The sequence below is a fragment of the Sporacetigenium sp. TC11 genome (genome assembly GCF_058146105.1).
Map to the genome: position 1 here is coordinate 541,002 of NZ_JBYVNY010000002.1, position 16,917 is coordinate 557,918.

The 16,917-nt window shown below is 28.9% G+C and carries 17 protein-coding genes and 1 riboswitch; all 17 genes read right to left on the bottom strand.

Features of this window, described 5'->3' with window-relative positions:
- Positions 1-14: 14 nt before the first annotated feature.
- The 17 genes from ACUSRV_RS05650 to nagA all read right to left on the bottom strand — a co-directional run bounded on the left by ACUSRV_RS05650 (position 15) and on the right by nagA (position 16,896).
- Positions 15-1,013 (bottom strand): aspartate-semialdehyde dehydrogenase, encoded by a 999-nt coding sequence (locus tag ACUSRV_RS05650; protein WP_490140954.1) that lies wholly within the window; start codon positions 1,011-1,013, stop codon positions 15-17.
- Between the two features lie 128 nt (positions 1,014-1,141).
- Positions 1,142-1,293, bottom strand: a riboswitch (Lysine riboswitch).
- Between the two features lie 109 nt (positions 1,294-1,402).
- Positions 1,403-1,966 (bottom strand): flavodoxin family protein, encoded by a 564-nt coding sequence (locus ACUSRV_RS05655; protein ID WP_490140955.1) that lies wholly within the window; start codon positions 1,964-1,966, stop codon positions 1,403-1,405.
- Between the two features lie 11 nt (positions 1,967-1,977).
- Positions 1,978-2,427, bottom strand: a complete 450-nt coding sequence (locus ACUSRV_RS05660) for a MarR family winged helix-turn-helix transcriptional regulator (protein ID WP_490140956.1) — start codon at positions 2,425-2,427, stop codon at positions 1,978-1,980.
- 183 nt (positions 2,428-2,610) lie between these two features.
- The gene (locus ACUSRV_RS05665) at positions 2,611-2,772 is read right to left on the bottom strand and encodes a DUF1328 domain-containing protein (protein ID WP_490140957.1); all 162 of its coding nucleotides are present in this window, start codon (positions 2,770-2,772) and stop codon (positions 2,611-2,613) included.
- A gap of 179 nt (positions 2,773-2,951) precedes the next feature.
- A complete protein-coding gene (locus ACUSRV_RS05670) occupies positions 2,952-3,698 on the bottom strand; it encodes a DUF438 domain-containing protein (protein ID WP_490140958.1) in 747 nt (248 codons plus the stop codon).
- Between the two features lie 210 nt (positions 3,699-3,908).
- Positions 3,909-4,661, bottom strand: a complete 753-nt coding sequence (locus tag ACUSRV_RS05675) for a 4Fe-4S binding protein (protein ID WP_490140959.1) — start codon at positions 4,659-4,661, stop codon at positions 3,909-3,911.
- 21 nt (positions 4,662-4,682) lie between these two features.
- Positions 4,683-5,396, bottom strand: a complete 714-nt coding sequence (locus tag ACUSRV_RS05680) for a CPBP family intramembrane glutamic endopeptidase (protein WP_490140960.1) — start codon at positions 5,394-5,396, stop codon at positions 4,683-4,685.
- A gap of 208 nt (positions 5,397-5,604) precedes the next feature.
- Complete coding sequence (locus ACUSRV_RS05685) at positions 5,605-6,513, bottom strand: CobW family GTP-binding protein (protein ID WP_490140961.1); 909 nt, start codon at positions 6,511-6,513, stop codon at positions 5,605-5,607.
- A gap of 45 nt (positions 6,514-6,558) precedes the next feature.
- Positions 6,559-7,578 (bottom strand): methylcobamide:CoM methyltransferase MtbA, encoded by a 1,020-nt coding sequence (locus ACUSRV_RS05690; protein WP_490140962.1) that lies wholly within the window; start codon positions 7,576-7,578, stop codon positions 6,559-6,561.
- Positions 7,578-8,252: a corrinoid protein gene (locus ACUSRV_RS05695; RefSeq protein ID WP_490140963.1), complete on the bottom strand. Its 675-nt coding sequence runs from the start codon at positions 8,250-8,252 to the stop codon at positions 7,578-7,580. The genes ACUSRV_RS05690 and ACUSRV_RS05695 overlap by 1 nt, the downstream gene beginning before the upstream one ends.
- Positions 8,253-8,268: 16 nt before the next feature.
- On the bottom strand, positions 8,269-9,342 hold the full coding sequence (locus ACUSRV_RS05700) for a uroporphyrinogen decarboxylase family protein (protein WP_490140964.1): 1,074 nt from the start codon (positions 9,340-9,342) through the stop codon (positions 8,269-8,271).
- A 173-nt stretch (positions 9,343-9,515) separates the two neighbouring features.
- Positions 9,516-10,277, bottom strand: a complete 762-nt coding sequence (gene allE, locus ACUSRV_RS05705) for a (S)-ureidoglycine aminohydrolase (RefSeq protein WP_490140965.1) — start codon at positions 10,275-10,277, stop codon at positions 9,516-9,518.
- A gap of 76 nt (positions 10,278-10,353) precedes the next feature.
- Positions 10,354-11,034 (bottom strand): alpha/beta hydrolase, encoded by a 681-nt coding sequence (locus ACUSRV_RS05710; RefSeq protein WP_490140966.1) that lies wholly within the window; start codon positions 11,032-11,034, stop codon positions 10,354-10,356.
- A gap of 171 nt (positions 11,035-11,205) precedes the next feature.
- Entirely contained in the window at positions 11,206-13,449 is a 2,244-nt protein-coding gene (locus ACUSRV_RS05715; RefSeq protein WP_490140967.1) for a PAS domain-containing sensor histidine kinase, read from the bottom strand.
- 121 nt (positions 13,450-13,570) lie between these two features.
- The gene (gene nagE, locus ACUSRV_RS05720) at positions 13,571-14,974 is read right to left on the bottom strand and encodes an N-acetylglucosamine-specific PTS transporter subunit IIBC (RefSeq protein ID WP_490140968.1); all 1,404 of its coding nucleotides are present in this window, start codon (positions 14,972-14,974) and stop codon (positions 13,571-13,573) included.
- Between the two features lie 22 nt (positions 14,975-14,996).
- Positions 14,997-15,746: a glucosamine-6-phosphate deaminase gene (nagB, locus tag ACUSRV_RS05725; RefSeq protein WP_490140969.1), complete on the bottom strand. Its 750-nt coding sequence runs from the start codon at positions 15,744-15,746 to the stop codon at positions 14,997-14,999.
- Positions 15,747-15,762: 16 nt separating this feature from the next.
- The gene (gene nagA, locus ACUSRV_RS05730; protein ID WP_490140970.1) at positions 15,763-16,896 is read right to left on the bottom strand and encodes an N-acetylglucosamine-6-phosphate deacetylase; all 1,134 of its coding nucleotides are present in this window, start codon (positions 16,894-16,896) and stop codon (positions 15,763-15,765) included.
- Between the last annotated feature and the right edge of the window lie 21 nt (positions 16,897-16,917).

Here is a 16,917-nt window from a genome sequence, read left to right on the forward strand (position 1 = left end):
AAAAATCATCCCTTCTATACTAAATTATATTTTAATAAAAGCTCAGCTATTTGAACTGTATTAGTTGCAGCACCTTTTCTTATGTTGTCAGCAACTACCCACATATTAATACCATTATCTAAACTAAAATCTCTTCTAATTCTTCCAACATATACCTCATCTTTTCCTTCAACATTCAATGCTAGTGGATACTCATTTTTATCTAGATTATCAACTACTACTACTCCTTCAGTATTTCTTAAAATGTTGAATACTTCTTCAATTTCAAATTCTTTTTCAAACTCTACATTTATAGATTCACTATGTCCATAAAATACTGGAACCCTTACTGTTGTAGCTGTTACTTTAAGATCGTAATCGTTTAATATTTTTTTAGTTTCTTCTATCATTTTCATTTCTTCTTTAGTATAGCCATTGTCCATGAATACATCTATATGAGGTATACAGTTATAAGCTATCGGATGAGGATACAGTTTATTTTCATTTCCTTTTACCCCTTCTTGTAGATCTGTAATACCTTTAACTCCAGATCCAGCAACTGCTTGATATGTTGAATACACTATTCTTTTGATTTTAAATCTATCATGCAAAGCCTTTAGTGGAACTACTGCTTGAATAGTTGAGCAGTTAGGATTAGCTATTATTCCATTGTGGTTTTTTACTTCCTCTGGGTTAACCTCAGGAACTACTAGAGGAATATCCTTATCCATTCTCCAAGCACTACTATTGTCTACAGCAATAACTCCTTTTTCTCTAGCAATAGGTGCATATTTTTTACTAATATCTCCCCCTGCTGAAAATAGAGCAATGTCGATCCCCTTATCAAATGAATTTTCATTTAGTTCTTCAATTATGTAGTCCTTACCCTTAAATTGAACAGTTTCCCCAGCGGATTTTTTTGATGCAAGTAAATATAAATTTTCTATAGGAAAATCTCTTTCTTCTAGAACTTTTAAAAATGTTCTTCCTACCATACCAGTGGCACCTACTATTGCTACATTTACTTTTTTCATACCAATCACCTCAACAAATTTTTTAAAATTACTTTTTGATATTAAAAAACAGCCATGAGCAAAAGGTTCTCATGACTGTTTTATATAAAAAAATACAATTTTATACAAAGCAAATCCCTTTTGCCCCAACATGATATAGCGCGCGTTTAGAAAACTGGGCGGTAATCTAAAAACAGTACTATGCTTATTAAACATAGTCCCAACACATAAAATTTATGCATTTCGGCGGTTGCACCTTTCCTATACAGTACTCTTTACTCCCGCGGCCTCTATATCATATTGTTTATATTATTAACTTGTTTTTCTATTATTAATAGCAATCTTAACAAGTATTACAGTAATAGTCAATAATATTTCTCAAAATAATATTAATTTATTATTTTATAATTTTAGTCTTCTATATTTTCCCCTATATTATAAGCTTTTCTAAGTAATTTATCATTATGTCTAGTAGAATCTTTTTCAAATGCCTTAGTAGATATAATAGTCTTATGTATTTCAAGTCCCATACCTTTTAAGTGCTTAGCTGTATATCTAAAATAATTTCCAAATATAAAAGAAAATGGAGCTGCTTGTGAATATACCATTATAAGCTTTTTCTTTCCAAACCTTGGAGTATGACTTACTTTATCTATTTCTGTTAAAGGGTAAAATCTATCTAATAATAACTTTGTTTGCGCTGATACTTGGCAGATATATACAGGTGAACCTATTATAATATAATCCGCATTTTTTACATCTTCATAAACTTCAGTCATATCATCTTTGATAATACAACTATTGTGTTTTCTACAATAAAGACATCCCTGACACCCTTTTATATTCATATCATTTAAATAATAAATTTTACTTTTTACATTATTTTTAGCAGACCCATTTATTACTTCTTGAACTAATGTATCTATATTTCCATTTTTTCTCGGGCTTCCTACAAAAGCCACTACATTTGCCATATATATTCCCCCTACTTCATGTCTTTATTAAAATATTCTAAGTTTGAATATACTCTCTTTAAATAAGATTCAAATTTAACTATCTCTTCATTAGTAAATCCTTTGTAATATATATTTCCCATAGTTTTTACTACTTCTTCATATTCAGAAACTATATCGTCAGACTTCTTATTAAGAGAAATCAATGTCTTTCTTTTATCCTCAGTACTTATTTCTTTATTTATATATCCACCCTCTTCTAACCTATCTAACATACTTGTAAGAGTTGATTTTCCTAGTGATAACTCATTTCCTAAATCATTTATAGCTATCTGTCCTTTTTTATTTAATACAAATAATATTTTGCCCTGAGCATTATTTATCTCTTTTACTTTTTTAGATTTTAATAACCTGGTGAACAATCTTCCAGACAAGAAGTTTATTTTACTTATTAATAACCCACCTAATCTACCTTCAGTCAATATTATCACCCTTTCTAACTTATTATATAGTACTATATAGTACCATCTTAGTCAAATTCATTTTATCTTCTAAATATAACAAATGAATCTGCAAGATTATAAATCTACAAAAAATAAAAGTACTTATGAATTTTTATACTCATAAGTACTTTTCATAACTTCATATATCAAATTATAAAACAACTAAAATAAACTACGTCCGAAAATAACTAATAAAACAACTATAGCTATAATTATAAAGAATATAAATTTTGAAATATTACCTGATACATTTGATATTTTACCAAAGCCGAATAATCCAGCTATTACTGAGATTACTAAAAAAATCAAAGCCCATTTAAGCATTAAAATCACTCCTTTATTTGATGATTTGTTAACTTCTTAATGGTATATTTGTATTTATTTTTAACTATAAATAATATTTTTAGTCTAAAATTTTATAATAATATTTTGAATTTAGACACACAAAAAGCCTGCCTCTTAAATGATCTTAAAAATCATTTTGAGACAGACCAAATATTTATCTATTTATTTGGAGTGAATGTGCAGTATCCAACTTTATCACAATCGTCTTTCATTTTTTCCCATGCTTCTTTTTCAGTTATAGATTCCATAGCTGTTGGATAAAGTATATAGTTTTCTTTAAATATATGATCTCTTAAGTGGAATACTATATACTTAGCTGCTTCATCTAATTTTTCTTTAAACTCAGCAAAGTCCATTTCTGAAACTTTTTCTGCCAATTCTTTTATTGTATGTTTTCTTTCTCTTAAATCATCATGTTCCATTCTCATTATTCTAGTTGGTCCTGTTATTTGTCTATTTTCCATTGCTATAAACAATACATCTTCTTCTCTTTTGTGATGTGGCTCTGCACCTAGTAAGTTTTCTGCTAATTCTCCTAATCTATTAAATATAGGATCTTCTTTGTATGAATCCATTTTTTGAATGTGTATATTTGCTTCATCAAGTTCTGATAGGAATTTTAGTATTTCATCATGTTCAATTATTAATGTATGAAGAACGTGACCTTCTTCAACTTGAGCTCTAAGTTTTTCAAGTTCATCTTTTAATACTTCCATGTGTATATCACATAAATGTCTTAAATCTTCAGGTTTCATGCCTTCTTCAATTAGCTTTTGCTCAGCCATTGATAATTCTAGTGGATTTATGTCAGCTACTAATTCAAGTGCTATTTTTCTGTTTTCTTCAGTTGCACCTTCAATGTTTAATTTTTTTAATATTGCTGCTAATTTATCTATTTTTTTCATATAAAACACCCCTTATTTTTATATTTTAAATTTATTTAAATTTGATAATTTTATTATACAAATAATTTGCTTTTAATTCTGTGACTGAAATCAAACTGTGTAAATTTATTTGTATTAATGTTGTGACCTTATCTATAATCAAATTATAATAAAATCAAAAAATAAAAGGCGTATCCTACGTTACATAATAAAATACTAGACAAAATACCATTAAATATCACTTATTACTTTATGACAACTTCTTTTGTTATATTCCCTAGTTATAGCCTTGGAGTTGCAAGTTTTAACACATTCTCCGCATAATATACATTCAATGTTTTCCATATTATCTGTTTTAACCATCGTTGATACATCTAAACTCATAGGACATACCTTGTTACATTTTTTACATCCTATACAATTATCTTTGTGTGAATACATGTTTAATGAGGTTAGATTTATTTTGTTTTTTATCTTAGTCCCTAATATATTTAAAATAGACATAGGACAAATATATCTACATGTTGCTCTTTTTCCTAAAAATATAGGAAGTATTGAAAGTAATACTACAATTACCAAATATCCTATAAACTTTTGTACATTATCTACTGAAATAAACTTTTCTGTTAAATAAAGTAAATCTATATTAAAGTTGCCTATATTTTTAGCAAATATAATTACTATTGTACCTAACCACACTATCCCAATTACATGTTTGGTTTTTTTAAGCCAATAAACTTCTTTTAGTGGCTTTTTTTCACAGAAATCTATTATCATTTGTAGCCCTCCATATGGACATACATAAGAACAAAATGCCCTTCCCATAAACAAGGAACTAACAAGCATAAACATCCAAAGGAAAAAAGCTCCCCCTAAAACATTATTTACTAAACCATCTATTATCAAATAAGGTGAAAAGTAATTAAGTGTAACTATCAGTGTCAAAAACATAATAAACAAACACATTTTTCTATAATTTTTCATATAAATCTCCCCAATTTATTTTTATAATAATATCATAGGTAAAAATGCTACAAGGTTATTTAACATATGCGCTACTATTGGAGCTGATAACTTACCAGTATAATCATAAGCAAATGCAAAAACTGCCCCTAACATAGTATATACTGGAAGCAATACTATATCTTGAGATAATGAACCTTGAAAAACACTCATTATTAAATGTACGCTTCCAAATATTAATGATGATACCACATAAGCTAGTATTCTATTTTTATGAAATACACTTCTAAATATAACAAATCTAAATATAATCTCTTCCATAATAGGAGCAAATATTACTACTGCAATAAATTGAGTATACGGAGAATCTTGTATCATATTATTAATGGCTTCTTGATTGGCTCCTTGTTCAGTAATAAATAACCCCATTATAATATTGAATACCATTATTACTAAATATAGCTTTAAGGCCAATGTATATATTTTTATGTCCTTAAATCCTTCTAGTAGTTTTGGCATATGTTTTCTCAATATAAATAACATAATAGACATTGTAATAAGTGTAACTACCGTATCTATTCCGTAAGAAAGAACATCTGGGATGTTCATACCTAATACTACATCAATAATTATAAAATATACTAAATACAAAATCTGAGGAAATAAAAGATATGTTATTATTAACCAAGAAGTTTGTTTTTTCCCTAAGCTTAAATCAATATCATTTTTATTAAATAACAAATTTGATTTTGTCATAATTATAATCCTTTCAATTTTAAAAATTATTTTACTTATATTCAAAATATACTTATAATCTTATATATTATACCAAAATAAAATATGTTACAAAACAAAAAATTCGCTTCGCTCATGTCGCCAACGACCTTGAAAAACAGGTCCGTTGCTCAAATTTATCAGTTGGAAATTAAAATACCGTACTTTCTCAGTACGGTATTTATATAAACTATTTAAAAATAATTTTTATATTATCTTTATTTAAATTACTACCTATAATACAAAGTTTCCCGCAATCTTGGATTGTACTTTTATTTATAGTGTAATAACCATTTGTATAATTAAATTCTAAGTTGCCGTCATTGCTTTTTAGGAAACCTTTAGCTCTTAGTATTTTCCCATCGTTTCCTTTACTAAGAGAGTCTAGTACATTTTCTATTTCTTCCTTAGTGTATGTTTTAGATGTCTTTATAGATATACTACTTATGTTTTTTGGTGTTTTAAAAATATCTTTTGTATAACAAATATCTTCTAAATCAACAAGTATATCTCCTTGAAGCAATTTCAGTATTTGATTTGAAGATAAGTTATTCCAGTCTTCACTTATTATATAGGCCTTAGGGTTTAATTCTCTTAAAGAATTTATTATATCATTTGTATTTTTATCATCGACATGTTGAGTCTTACTTAATATTAATGTTGCAGCATTTACGATTTGATCTTCAAAGAAATACCCAAAACTATCTAGATAGTCAAAATAATTAATACTGTCTACAACAGTAACTAAAGAAGTGACAATACATTTTTCTTTTAAATAAGGCTTATTCATTATTTCTATTATCTCACTTAACATACCTATTCCAGTTGGCTCAATTATAATACGTTCTGGATTTAAATCTTCAATTATATTAGAAATGGTATCTGTAAAACTCAATTTTATACTGCAACATATACATCCATTTTGAAGTTCTATTACTTCATATCCATCACCTTTTATAATTTCTCCATCTATTCCTATTTCTCCAAACTCATTTTCTATTATAATTACCTTTTCATCACTGTATGACTTTAATAGTTTTCTTATTAATGTTGTTTTTCCTGAACCTAAAAACCCTGAAATTATGTCTACTTTTATCACTTATGTCACCTCGCTTAATATTGAGTTATATACTTATTAATACATCTATTTTTTATAATTCTTAGCACAATCAACTAAAATTTTTATATTTTCTAATTTAGTTCTTGGTCCTATTCCACAAGCAGGAGATAATATATCTACCCCACTGTCTAAGCAAGAATTTGATATGGACTTTATATTTTCTTTATTATTTTCTAGTGCAAAGGTACTTACATTTCCCATAATAACCTTATTATGAACATTTTCAACTACTTGTCTAGCACTAGTTATTGAATCAAAACTAATTGCATCACTATTTAAAGCATTTAAATCATCGTATATTGTTTTTAACTTTCCACATATGTGTATTATAGTACCACCAGGTGCATGGTCCTTTAAGCTATCAATAATCATATTTAAATATGGAGTAGCAAATTCTCTAAATGATTTTGAACCTAGTATTTCACCTGTTCCACTTGGATCTGAAATAGTAAGAACATCAGCTCCTGCATCTAATTGTGCTTTTCCAAATACTATAAGATTTTCTGTTACGAATTTCATAAATTCATGAGATTCTTCATTTTTCTTTCTTAATTGTTTATAAAAAATCATAGGTTCCATTAGTGATGATGCTAAACTTATTGGGCCAGTTAAGTTTGCTATTATAGGAACATCATTGTTGTTTTCTTTTAATATTTTTATTGAATCTAAAACAACCTTAGATCTTCCTTTATTTATATCTATATATTTTAATTTGTTCCAATCTTCTACAGTTTCAATTGGATATTCTGTAACCCTAGGTTCAGTAGTTTTAGTACCCATATAAACTCCTGCTCCCATAGCCTCAGCTTCTACAGTCATACAAAATGGAACTCCAAAGTTCTCAAATCCTCCATTTTCATATATTCCCTGTGTTAGCTTTGCCATCATTGAAGGATCGTTATGCGCCTCTGGCCACTTAACATCTACTATATCCATAACATCTTCTATTATCATATTCATCATTCCACCAGGACATATACATGGTGGACGGTCTACTTTTTCTCCTTTAAGAACTTTATATAATCTATCTTTTGGTGTAAACATTAAATCACTTCCTTAGAAGACTTTATTTTTTCAACTAAATCCTTGGCAAGTTTTACTCCCTTTGATGCTTCTGATGCATATCCATCTGCGCCTATTTTATCTGCAAAACTTTGAGATATAGGTCCGCCACCTACCATTACAGCTATTTCATCCTTTATATTTTCCTTTTTCAATATATCAACAACAGCTTCCATATTTTCCATTGTAGTTGTCATAAGTGTAGATAATCCTATAAGATTTGCCCCTACTTCCTTTGCCTTATTTACAAAATCTACTGGAGGTACGTCTCTACCTAAGTCATATACTTCAAATCCTGAAGTTTCTAACATTATTTTAAATAAGTTCTTACCTATATCGTGAGTATCCCCTTCTACAACGCCAACAACTGCCTTATAAGTTTCTTTATCAGAGTCAATTTTTAGGTGTGGTTTTAATACATCTATACCTGCATACATAGCATCTGAACACACTAAAAGCTCAGGTATAAAATACTCTTCTTCTTCATATAGTTTGCCCGCTTTTTCCATACCATGAGCTAAGCCCTTAGATATTCCTTCATATGCATCAAAATCATTATCTATATATTCTTTAGCAACTTCTTCTACTCTTTCATCTTCCATTTCTACAACACATTCTGATAGCTCTTGTAATAAGTTTAGTTTTAAATTATCCATGATTATCCTCCTAAATTTATAATTCACTTATGTTAATTGGGTAAGTACCGTATATTCTTGCAGCATCCATAAGAGCTATTATTTTATCTGGATGAGTCCCTATTGGAACATCACAACCTGTACTTAAAATAAATCCTTTTGGGCTATCATAAGCTTTTGATATACATATTCTAGCTGCTTCATATATATCTTCTATTGATCCCCTCATTATTGTATCAACAGGGTCTACATTCCCTATTAAACGTACCTTATGTCCATAAGCTTCTTTAAGTTCTCCTATATCATCTACATTGTCTAAACTTAAATTTGCTATTCCTACATCAACCATGTGTCCCCATACTTTTTTTGTTTTACCACATATATGTAATGTTGTTCCTCCACCAGTTCTTTCTATAATTCTATCCATACATCTTTTTAGGTATGGCTTAGCAAACTCAACAAAATTTTTCTCACTTATCATAGTAGAAGATGCATTTGGCTCTGCAATACCTGGAGCTAACCCTATATCGCAAGCTGCATCTATATAATTTAAAACACTTTGTGTAGAAATTTCTAAAAGTTTATGAGCCATTTCAGGATTTTTATTCAAGTCCCTTAAGAAGTTATCTGTCCCTCTCAAAAAAGATGCAGTAGTAAAAGGTCCTCCCATAGTTGTTCCTACACCAATTACAGAACTTAATTTTTCCTTAGTTATTTTAAGTGCTTCTAGAAAATAATGTATTCTTCCATCTCTGTATGGATCTATTGCTCTTAATTTATCTATTTCACTATAATCATTTATTGCAGGAGCACTAATAAATGGAGTGCTGTTTTCTGTAAAAGTAACTTTACTTCCCATCGCCTCTGGTATACCTTGAAGCCCTGGACCAAATCCTACACTATCAGGACGAAACTTTTCATAACTTCCTACAGCAACATTAACAAGAGCATCTACCGAATGATTATATTCATATATTGAATGTCCAAATATAGGTGCAACACTTTCCCCTAGAAATGGAGAACATGGAATTCTATCTATCTCTTTTCCACTTGCAAAAGCCTCCATTCTTTCCTTTGGAGTCATTTGATCTTTTTTAATTATGTAATCCATGAATAACACTCCTTTTTCAATTAAATACAGTCTTAATCAAAATTTTACATTATAATGAGTCATCCGACTAATTGGAAAAATCAATAGCTAGTTATTTGTGTATTGATTTTATTTATAAATAAAAGCCTTTCTTAGTTTTAAAACTAAGAAAGGCTTAAAATCAAATTATTAATTTATATCTGTATATCTCTATTACAGTCCTTTGAATAAATATATGATAATTTATCTCTGCCTACTGCATATACTGCCTGAGGTACATAGGGTCCAAACCATATGTAGTCTTCTTTTTTAACTGGTATCCATTCATTATCTAAATTGTATAATCCTTCGCCCGATAACAAGTAAGCTCCATGTTCTTGTACATGTGTTTCAATAAAAGGATGATTTCCTGATGGATAAAAAGTTAGAATATGCATATTCATATCAAAATCTAAATCAGCAGGAAGAAGATCTATTATTGTAACGTTTTCCATATTATCGTAATCTTTTTCTTCTATATCATTTACATTTCCTACTACTACCCAAGGTCTATGTCCCTCTAATTTTTCATATCTTTGCTTATATAGTATAAGTTTCGACCCTTCTTCACTTATATTTTCAAGATACATTTTCTTATCAGGAGGGCAATACATATAACCTCCATTTTCAAGAATATGTTCATCTTCACCTGCTTTTACCTTTACTTCTCCTTCAACGCAAAATACGAATGTTTCTATTCCATCTCCACCAAATCCTTTATTATTTATTCCATACTTATTCATTATTACTAGATAATGAACAAAACTTGCTCCTAATTTTGGAGATGCTAATATAGATATTTTGCAATTTTCAAATCCTGGGACTACATTATTAACAAGTCCTTCTGGTGGTATAATTGCATATTTCCCGTGTTTAATTACTGCCCTACTAGTAAGTAGGTCTTTTGGATATCCCATAAGTATATGCCCCTTTCTATCAGTACATTTCAAATTCATTATATCATGAATACTGTAAAATATATCCAAATGGAATTTATAATTTCTTTATAAAATTATATGTCTCTTTTGCTACATCTCTACTTGTATCACTACATAAAATTTCATGGCCGCCTTCTTCAAAATACTTTATGTCTTTTATGTCTCCACATACATTATCGTATATATATTTACCACTAATATTTCTAACAGTATCGTCATCCATGGCTTGTATAACTAGTGTTGGACATTTAATATCCTTTACTATAGGCTTAGTTCTATAAAGTAATACCCTAAAGTTTATAAGAGCTGATATAGGAAACTTAAAGGTAGAGTTTATATATTTTTCAATATTTTTATGTTCTTTATTTTTTATATCACTTATTATATTTGATGATATTTTCTTTATATCCCAGTAATATATAGGCGAATTTATTGTGACCAATCCTCTAATATTGTGCTTTAACGCTAGGTTGATGCAAATAAGTCCTCCCATAGAAAAACCTATTAAAAATATATCATCACATTTTTTTTTAAGTTCAATCAATCCTTCTTCAGCTGAATTTATCCACTCATGATAATTTACTTTGCCTAAATCTTTTCTTTTCCCTGTATGGCCTTTTAGTATAGGACTTTCTACATAATATCCTTTGTTTTCTAGATCATTCTTAAGATATTCTATTTCATATAAATGGCCTCCAAAGCCGTGAATTATTAAGAATCCTTGATTGTTTTTCATATTTTAATTCCTTTATATAGTTTTTAGTTAGTATATTCCATAAATAGCATAACTATCCTTTTTTATAAACTTATTTAGTTATATATTCTGAAAATGATTTCCTGGGAAAAGATAACATGAGTAATTTTCTTGTAAATACAAATAGCTCCCATTAACGGGAGCTATTTGTATTTATATAGTAAGTCCATAAATATCAGAAAATTCTATTTGTACTCTTTCAACTCTAGAATTGCTTTTAATTTGATTTTTACACACATTTTCGTTACACTCATTTAATATAGTATCTGGTAATTTGACTATAAACTCAGTGCCCTTACCAAAATCACTTTTTATCTCAATAGTACCGCCCTGCATTTCAACTAGAGATTTAACTAAAGATAATCCTATTCCACTTCCCTCACTTACCTTAGTTAATCTATTATTTACTTGTCTAAATCTTTCAAAAACATAAGAAACCTTATCTTGAGCTATGCCTATGCCCGAATCTTTAACATGAATTTCAACAAAATTTTCTCTAGGAACTATAGAAACCTCTATCTTCCCATTTGGAATATTAAATTTAATGGCATTAGATATTAAATTTAATATTATTCTCTCCATTTTATCTAAATCAAAAGATATTATCTTTTCTTCTATTTCTGAATTAAATACAAGTTCTATATCCTTTTCCATTGCAAATCCAGTTACTGAATTACATATGCTTTTAACATAACTAACTATATCATGGTTTTGACGGCAACATTCAACATATCCTGCATCCATTTTTGTCGAATCGATAAGATTATTGACAAGCCTTAAAAGTCTAAAACTATTTTGTTTAATTATATTTGTATATCTTTCAAAACTAAATTTATTCTCACAAGGGCACTTACTCAGCTTAAGCTCTATCATTTGAAGTGAGCTAAACATTAAGTTTAGAGGCGTTCTAAACTCGTGGGATAAATTTGCAAAAAATTCAGTTCTTAGTCTTTCAATTTCCATTTCAGCTTCCTTTATAGCTGTAATATCTTGTCCAATACCTGCTTTTCTAACTAATTGTCCACTTTCATCCTTTATTGGGAAGGATTTTCCCCATATCCATTTTATAGTTCCATCTGGCTTTATTATTCTAAAGGTTTCATCTATAAATTCATTACTTATAGCATCCATAAATAACTCTCTATCTTCCTCATGAATATAATTTAATATAGACATAGGATCTTCATGTAAACCTTCTTGGCTTCTTCCCAATACCTTTTCATAACCTGGACTTATGTAAATTAATTTGCCATCTTCTATCATCAAAAATACACCATCAATATTTTCTGCAAGCTGACGGAACTTTTCTTCACTTTCTCTTATTTTTTGTTCTGTAATTTTTCTATGAGTTATGTCTCTAGAAATACCTATAATTCCAACTACCTCATTATTTTCATCGAAAAAAGGTGACTTAATGGTTTCATACTGTCTAACACTTCCATCAAGTAATTTAAGAGTTTCTTCATATAACTTAACTTCGCCTTCTTTAATCAATTCTTCATCTTGAACTTTAAAACTATCTAACCGTTCACTATCATGTATTATTTCTGTATCTCTTTCTCCAATAAGATCCTCTGCATTTGTCCCAAAATATTCTCTTGCAAGACTTTGATTTAATGCCATATATTTTCCATCTAAATCTTTATAAAAAATAAAGTCCGGTATACAATCTATTAAAGTTTGTAAAAGCTTATTGTTTTTTTCTATTTCACCTTTTATTTTTTTTTCTTCATTTATATTTATTGAAAAACCTACAGTTCCAATTGTATTTCCTTTTTCGTCATTTACAGCAGATTTATAACTTTCATACCATTCATTGTTAACACCAAATTTATATACTTGTTTTACATTTTTATTAAGTATTGCCATATTATCTTCTTCTTTAAATTGATTTGCTATATCAATAGGCCAAATCTCAAAATCAGTTTTTCCTCTTATTTCTTCTGATAATAATCCAATATCTTCTTCGTATTTTCTATTAACAATAATATTTCTACCTTCTTCATCTTTAGCCCAAGCACAAAATGGCAAACTATCCATTAAAGTCTTTATAAATGGGTCTTCTTTGTAGGTCTCCACTATTTGTACAACAATATATTCTCCATCATTGGAAATAACACTTACTTTAAACCATCCATTTAAAAATTTTATAAATTTATCTGTAGAATTAAAATTAAATAAATTACAATTTTCATTATTAATAGAAGGTATAATATCTAAAATATTTTTTCCTATAATATCTTCTTCTTTTAAATTAACTATATTTTCAAATTTTGTATTTATATCTAATATTCTAACATCAATCGCATTACCCTGATTATCTTTAATTAGTTGGCCATAAAAATAACCGCATGGAGATTGTTTTATAATCTCTTTATAAAAATTTTCATTCATCATAAGTAATCTCACCCCACTTACATATATTGTAAGCTAATTTTACAGATTATTCAATAAAATATAGTATTTGTCTATAATTTGACAAAGAATAAGCTCTCTTTATGAAAAGAGAGCTTTTCTATTATTTTATAATTTTCTTAATGCCATCTGAAACAAATTCAACATTTGAACCAACTATTACTTGAACATTAGTTTTATTTAGCTTAACCACACCTCTAGCTCCTAAAGATTTTAAAGATTTTTCGTTTACTTTATCACAATCTATTACTTCTAATCTTAAACGAGTTGCACAGTTGTCTACCTTAACTATATTTTCTTTACCACCTAAAGCTTCAATATAACTTATAGCTAAGGCCTCATCATCAGATTTTATATTAGAATTAACTGTAAATTCATCTTCATCTTCTTCTCTACCCGGAGTCGGTAAATTTAGCTTAACTATTAATGTGTAGAATACAAAGAAGTATAGAGTTGCTATACCTAAACCTATAGGTATTATTAACCATGGGTTAGTAGCAAGTTTGTAGTTTAACACATAGTCTATTAATCCTGCTGAAAATCCAAATCCATGAAGTACTCCTAATGAATTTGTAATAAACATTGATAATGCAGTTAATAAAGCATGCGCTACTAATAAAACAGGTGATAAGAATATAAACAAGAATTCTAATGGTTCAGTTATCCCAGTTACCATTGTAGTAAGGGCTAAAGAAATTAACATCCCACCAACTGCTTTTCTTTTTTCTTTCTTTGCTGCAAGATAAATTGAAAGTGCTATAGCAGGTAGTCCAAACATCATAACTGGGAAGAATCCAGCCATATATATACCCGCAGTTGGGTCTCCTGCAAAGAATCTATTTAAATCCCCTGTTACAACCCCTTTTGGACCTGTAAATTCTCCAAGAGCAAACCAGAAATAACTGTTAAATACATGGTGTAGACCAAAAGGTATTAATAAACGATTAAAGAATCCATATATTGCAGAACCTATTGCACCTAATGCAACTAATTGACGTGCAAATCCATCTAGTACATCTTGAATATAAGGCCATGCTTCTCCAGCTATAATTGCTACAACTATCATTATTAACGAAGTTATTATAGGAACGAATCTTCTTCCTCCAAAGAAACCTAGCCACTCAGGTAATTTAACGCTTTTGAACCTGTTATAACTAAGCCCTGCTATTGTACCTGCTATAAGTCCACCAAAGAATGACATCTTCAAAGCTTCGGCAGCTTCAGCACCTAAGCTTTGAGCCCAATATGCTTTAGTTGCAAAATCAAGAACAAGATAAGCTATTGCACCAGTAAGTGCTGCTGCACCATTTTGATCATCTGACAATCCATTTGCAACTCCTATTGCAAATAACAAAGGTAGGTTTGCAAATAATGCATCTCCTGCCGAAGATATAAATGGCATGTTTAATAAGTCTGGTTGCCCAATTCTAAGCAATATAGCAGCTACTGGAAGTGCTGCTATAGGTAACATAAGTGACTTACCTATACGTTGTAAAAATTTTAACATAACTACTCCCTCCAATCTTAAGTTAAACTATTTTATAATCATCTGCGTTTAATTTACTTGCAGCTTCTTTATCAAGTATTAATACTACATCATTATGAAACTGTAATATAGATGCAGGAACCTCAGGAGCTACCTTCCCATAAACTGTGTTGTAAATAGCATCTGCCTTACTTTTTCCATAAGCTAAAAGCATTATCTTTTTTGCTCTAAATATAGATCCAGTTCCCATTGTTATAGCCTTTTTAGGAACATCATCTACATTATCAAAGAATCTTGAATTTGCCTCTATAGTAGAGCTTCTCAAATTTACTACATGAGTTTCCTTTTCAAAACTTATAGTAGGTTCATTAAATCCTATATGAGCATTATGACCTATTCCAAGAACTTGAATATCTATCCCTCCATATTCTTTTATAGACTCATCATAGTTTTCACATTCTTTATCTATTTCTAAAGCCATGCCATTTGGTATGTGTATATTTTCATGGCTTATATTAATATGATTAAATAAATTATCATACATGAAATAATAATAACTTTGTTTATTATCTTTAGGTAAATTGTAATATTCATCTAAGTTAAATGTTATAACTTCTGAAAAATCTATAACTCCATTTTTATACATTTTAACTAAATTCTTATACATACCTATTGGTGTACTTCCTGTAGCAAGGCCTAAAACAGAATTTGGCTTTAGTGTAACTTGGCTTAATACCATTTGAGCAGCTTTTTTGCTCATTTCATCGTAATTTTCGCAAACTAGTATTCTCATATATGTCTCCTTTGCATTACATTTTGTTAAAAACTACTTTTCCTTCAACTATAGTCATATAACAATTTAAATTCTCGTCAAATATAGCTATATCAGCATCTTTTCCTACATTCAAGCTACCTTTTTTATTATCTATATTTATAGATCTAGCTGGATTTAATGAAGCTAGATTTATAACACGATTTAAATTTAAGTTTGTATTTTTATAAAAATTATAAACTGCTTTATTTAATGTTAATACACTTCCAGCTAATGTATTGTCTTTAAGTCTAGCACTGTTATCTTTAACAAATACATTCTGGCCACCTAAGTCGTATTTTCCATCTTTTAGGCAGCCGGCTCTCATTGAGTCAGTAATTAGTATTATCTTGTCTTTTCCCTTATTATTTAATACAAATTGAAATATATCTTTGTGTACGTGGATTTCATCACAAATTAATTCACAGTAAGTATCTGTAAGCATTGCTGCTCCAACTACACCAGGATTTCTGTGGTTTAGAGGAGCCATTGCATTGAAAATATGAGTTATATTAGTTATTCCTAAATTTATAGCTTCTTTTGCTAATCTATAATCTGCATCACTATGACAAATAGATAAGGTTATATCTGTATTTTTCCTAACATCTTTTATAAACTTAAAATTTTCGTCTACTTCTGGTGCCAAAGATATTATTTTTATAACATCTATATAATTTTTTATAAAATTAAAATATGGTTTAATTATATACTTCTTATTTTGAGCACCTTTATATTTTTCATTTATAAATGGCCCTTCCATATGAGCACCTAATACCTTAGCGCCATTAGTTTTCATATTCATAGCAACCTTTATAACCTCAAAAGCATCATATATATCTTCTTTATCCATAGTCATAGTAGTTGGAAGATATGATGTTACACCATTTTTACATATTGTAGAGCTTATTGTATTTATTGAATTTATTGAACTGTCCATAGTATCAGATCCACCGCTACCATGTATATGAATATCTATAAGTCCAGGGGATATGTACATTCCTCTTGCATCTATAACGTTTATCCCTACTGGGATATTTGTTGTTATATCTAATATTTTTTCATTAAACACTATTACTTTATCTTCAACTATTTCATCTTTTAATAATATTTTTCCATTTTTTATTGCCTTCATATAGTAATCTCCTATTTAGTT

Bases quoted from the DNA above. Each gene is read 5' to 3' on its own strand.
- ACUSRV_RS05650 (WP_490140954.1), bottom strand. From the start codon at position 1,013: ATGAAAAAAGTAAATGTAGCAATAGTAGGTGCCACTGGTATGGTAGGA.
- ACUSRV_RS05655 (WP_490140955.1), bottom strand. From the start codon at position 1,966: ATGGCAAATGTAGTGGCTTTTGTAGGAAGCCCGAGAAAAAATGGAAAT.
- ACUSRV_RS05665 (WP_490140957.1), bottom strand. From the start codon at position 2,772: ATGCTTAAATGGGCTTTGATTTTTTTAGTAATCTCAGTAATAGCTGGA.
- ACUSRV_RS05670 (WP_490140958.1), bottom strand. From the start codon at position 3,698: ATGAAAAAAATAGATAAATTAGCAGCAATATTAAAAAAATTAAACATT.
- ACUSRV_RS05675 (WP_490140959.1), bottom strand. From the start codon at position 4,661: ATGAAAAATTATAGAAAAATGTGTTTGTTTATTATGTTTTTGACACTG.
- ACUSRV_RS05680 (WP_490140960.1), bottom strand. From the start codon at position 5,396: ATGACAAAATCAAATTTGTTATTTAATAAAAATGATATTGATTTAAGC.
- ACUSRV_RS05690 (WP_490140962.1), bottom strand. From the start codon at position 7,578: ATGTTTACACCAAAAGATAGATTATATAAAGTTCTTAAAGGAGAAAAA.
- ACUSRV_RS05695 (WP_490140963.1), bottom strand. From the start codon at position 8,252: ATGGATAATTTAAAACTAAACTTATTACAAGAGCTATCAGAATGTGTT.
- ACUSRV_RS05700 (WP_490140964.1), bottom strand. From the start codon at position 9,342: ATGGATTACATAATTAAAAAAGATCAAATGACTCCAAAGGAAAGAATG.
- allE (WP_490140965.1), bottom strand. From the start codon at position 10,277: ATGGGATATCCAAAAGACCTACTTACTAGTAGGGCAGTAATTAAACAC.
- ACUSRV_RS05710 (WP_490140966.1), bottom strand. From the start codon at position 11,034: ATGAAAAACAATCAAGGATTCTTAATAATTCACGGCTTTGGAGGCCAT.
- ACUSRV_RS05715 (WP_490140967.1), bottom strand. From the start codon at position 13,449: ATGATGAATGAAAATTTTTATAAAGAGATTATAAAACAATCTCCATGC.
- nagE (WP_490140968.1), bottom strand. From the start codon at position 14,974: ATGTTAAAATTTTTACAACGTATAGGTAAGTCACTTATGTTACCTATA.
- nagB (WP_490140969.1), bottom strand. From the start codon at position 15,746: ATGAGAATACTAGTTTGCGAAAATTACGATGAAATGAGCAAAAAAGCT.
- nagA (WP_490140970.1), bottom strand. From the start codon at position 16,896: ATGAAGGCAATAAAAAATGGAAAAATATTATTAAAAGATGAAATAGTT.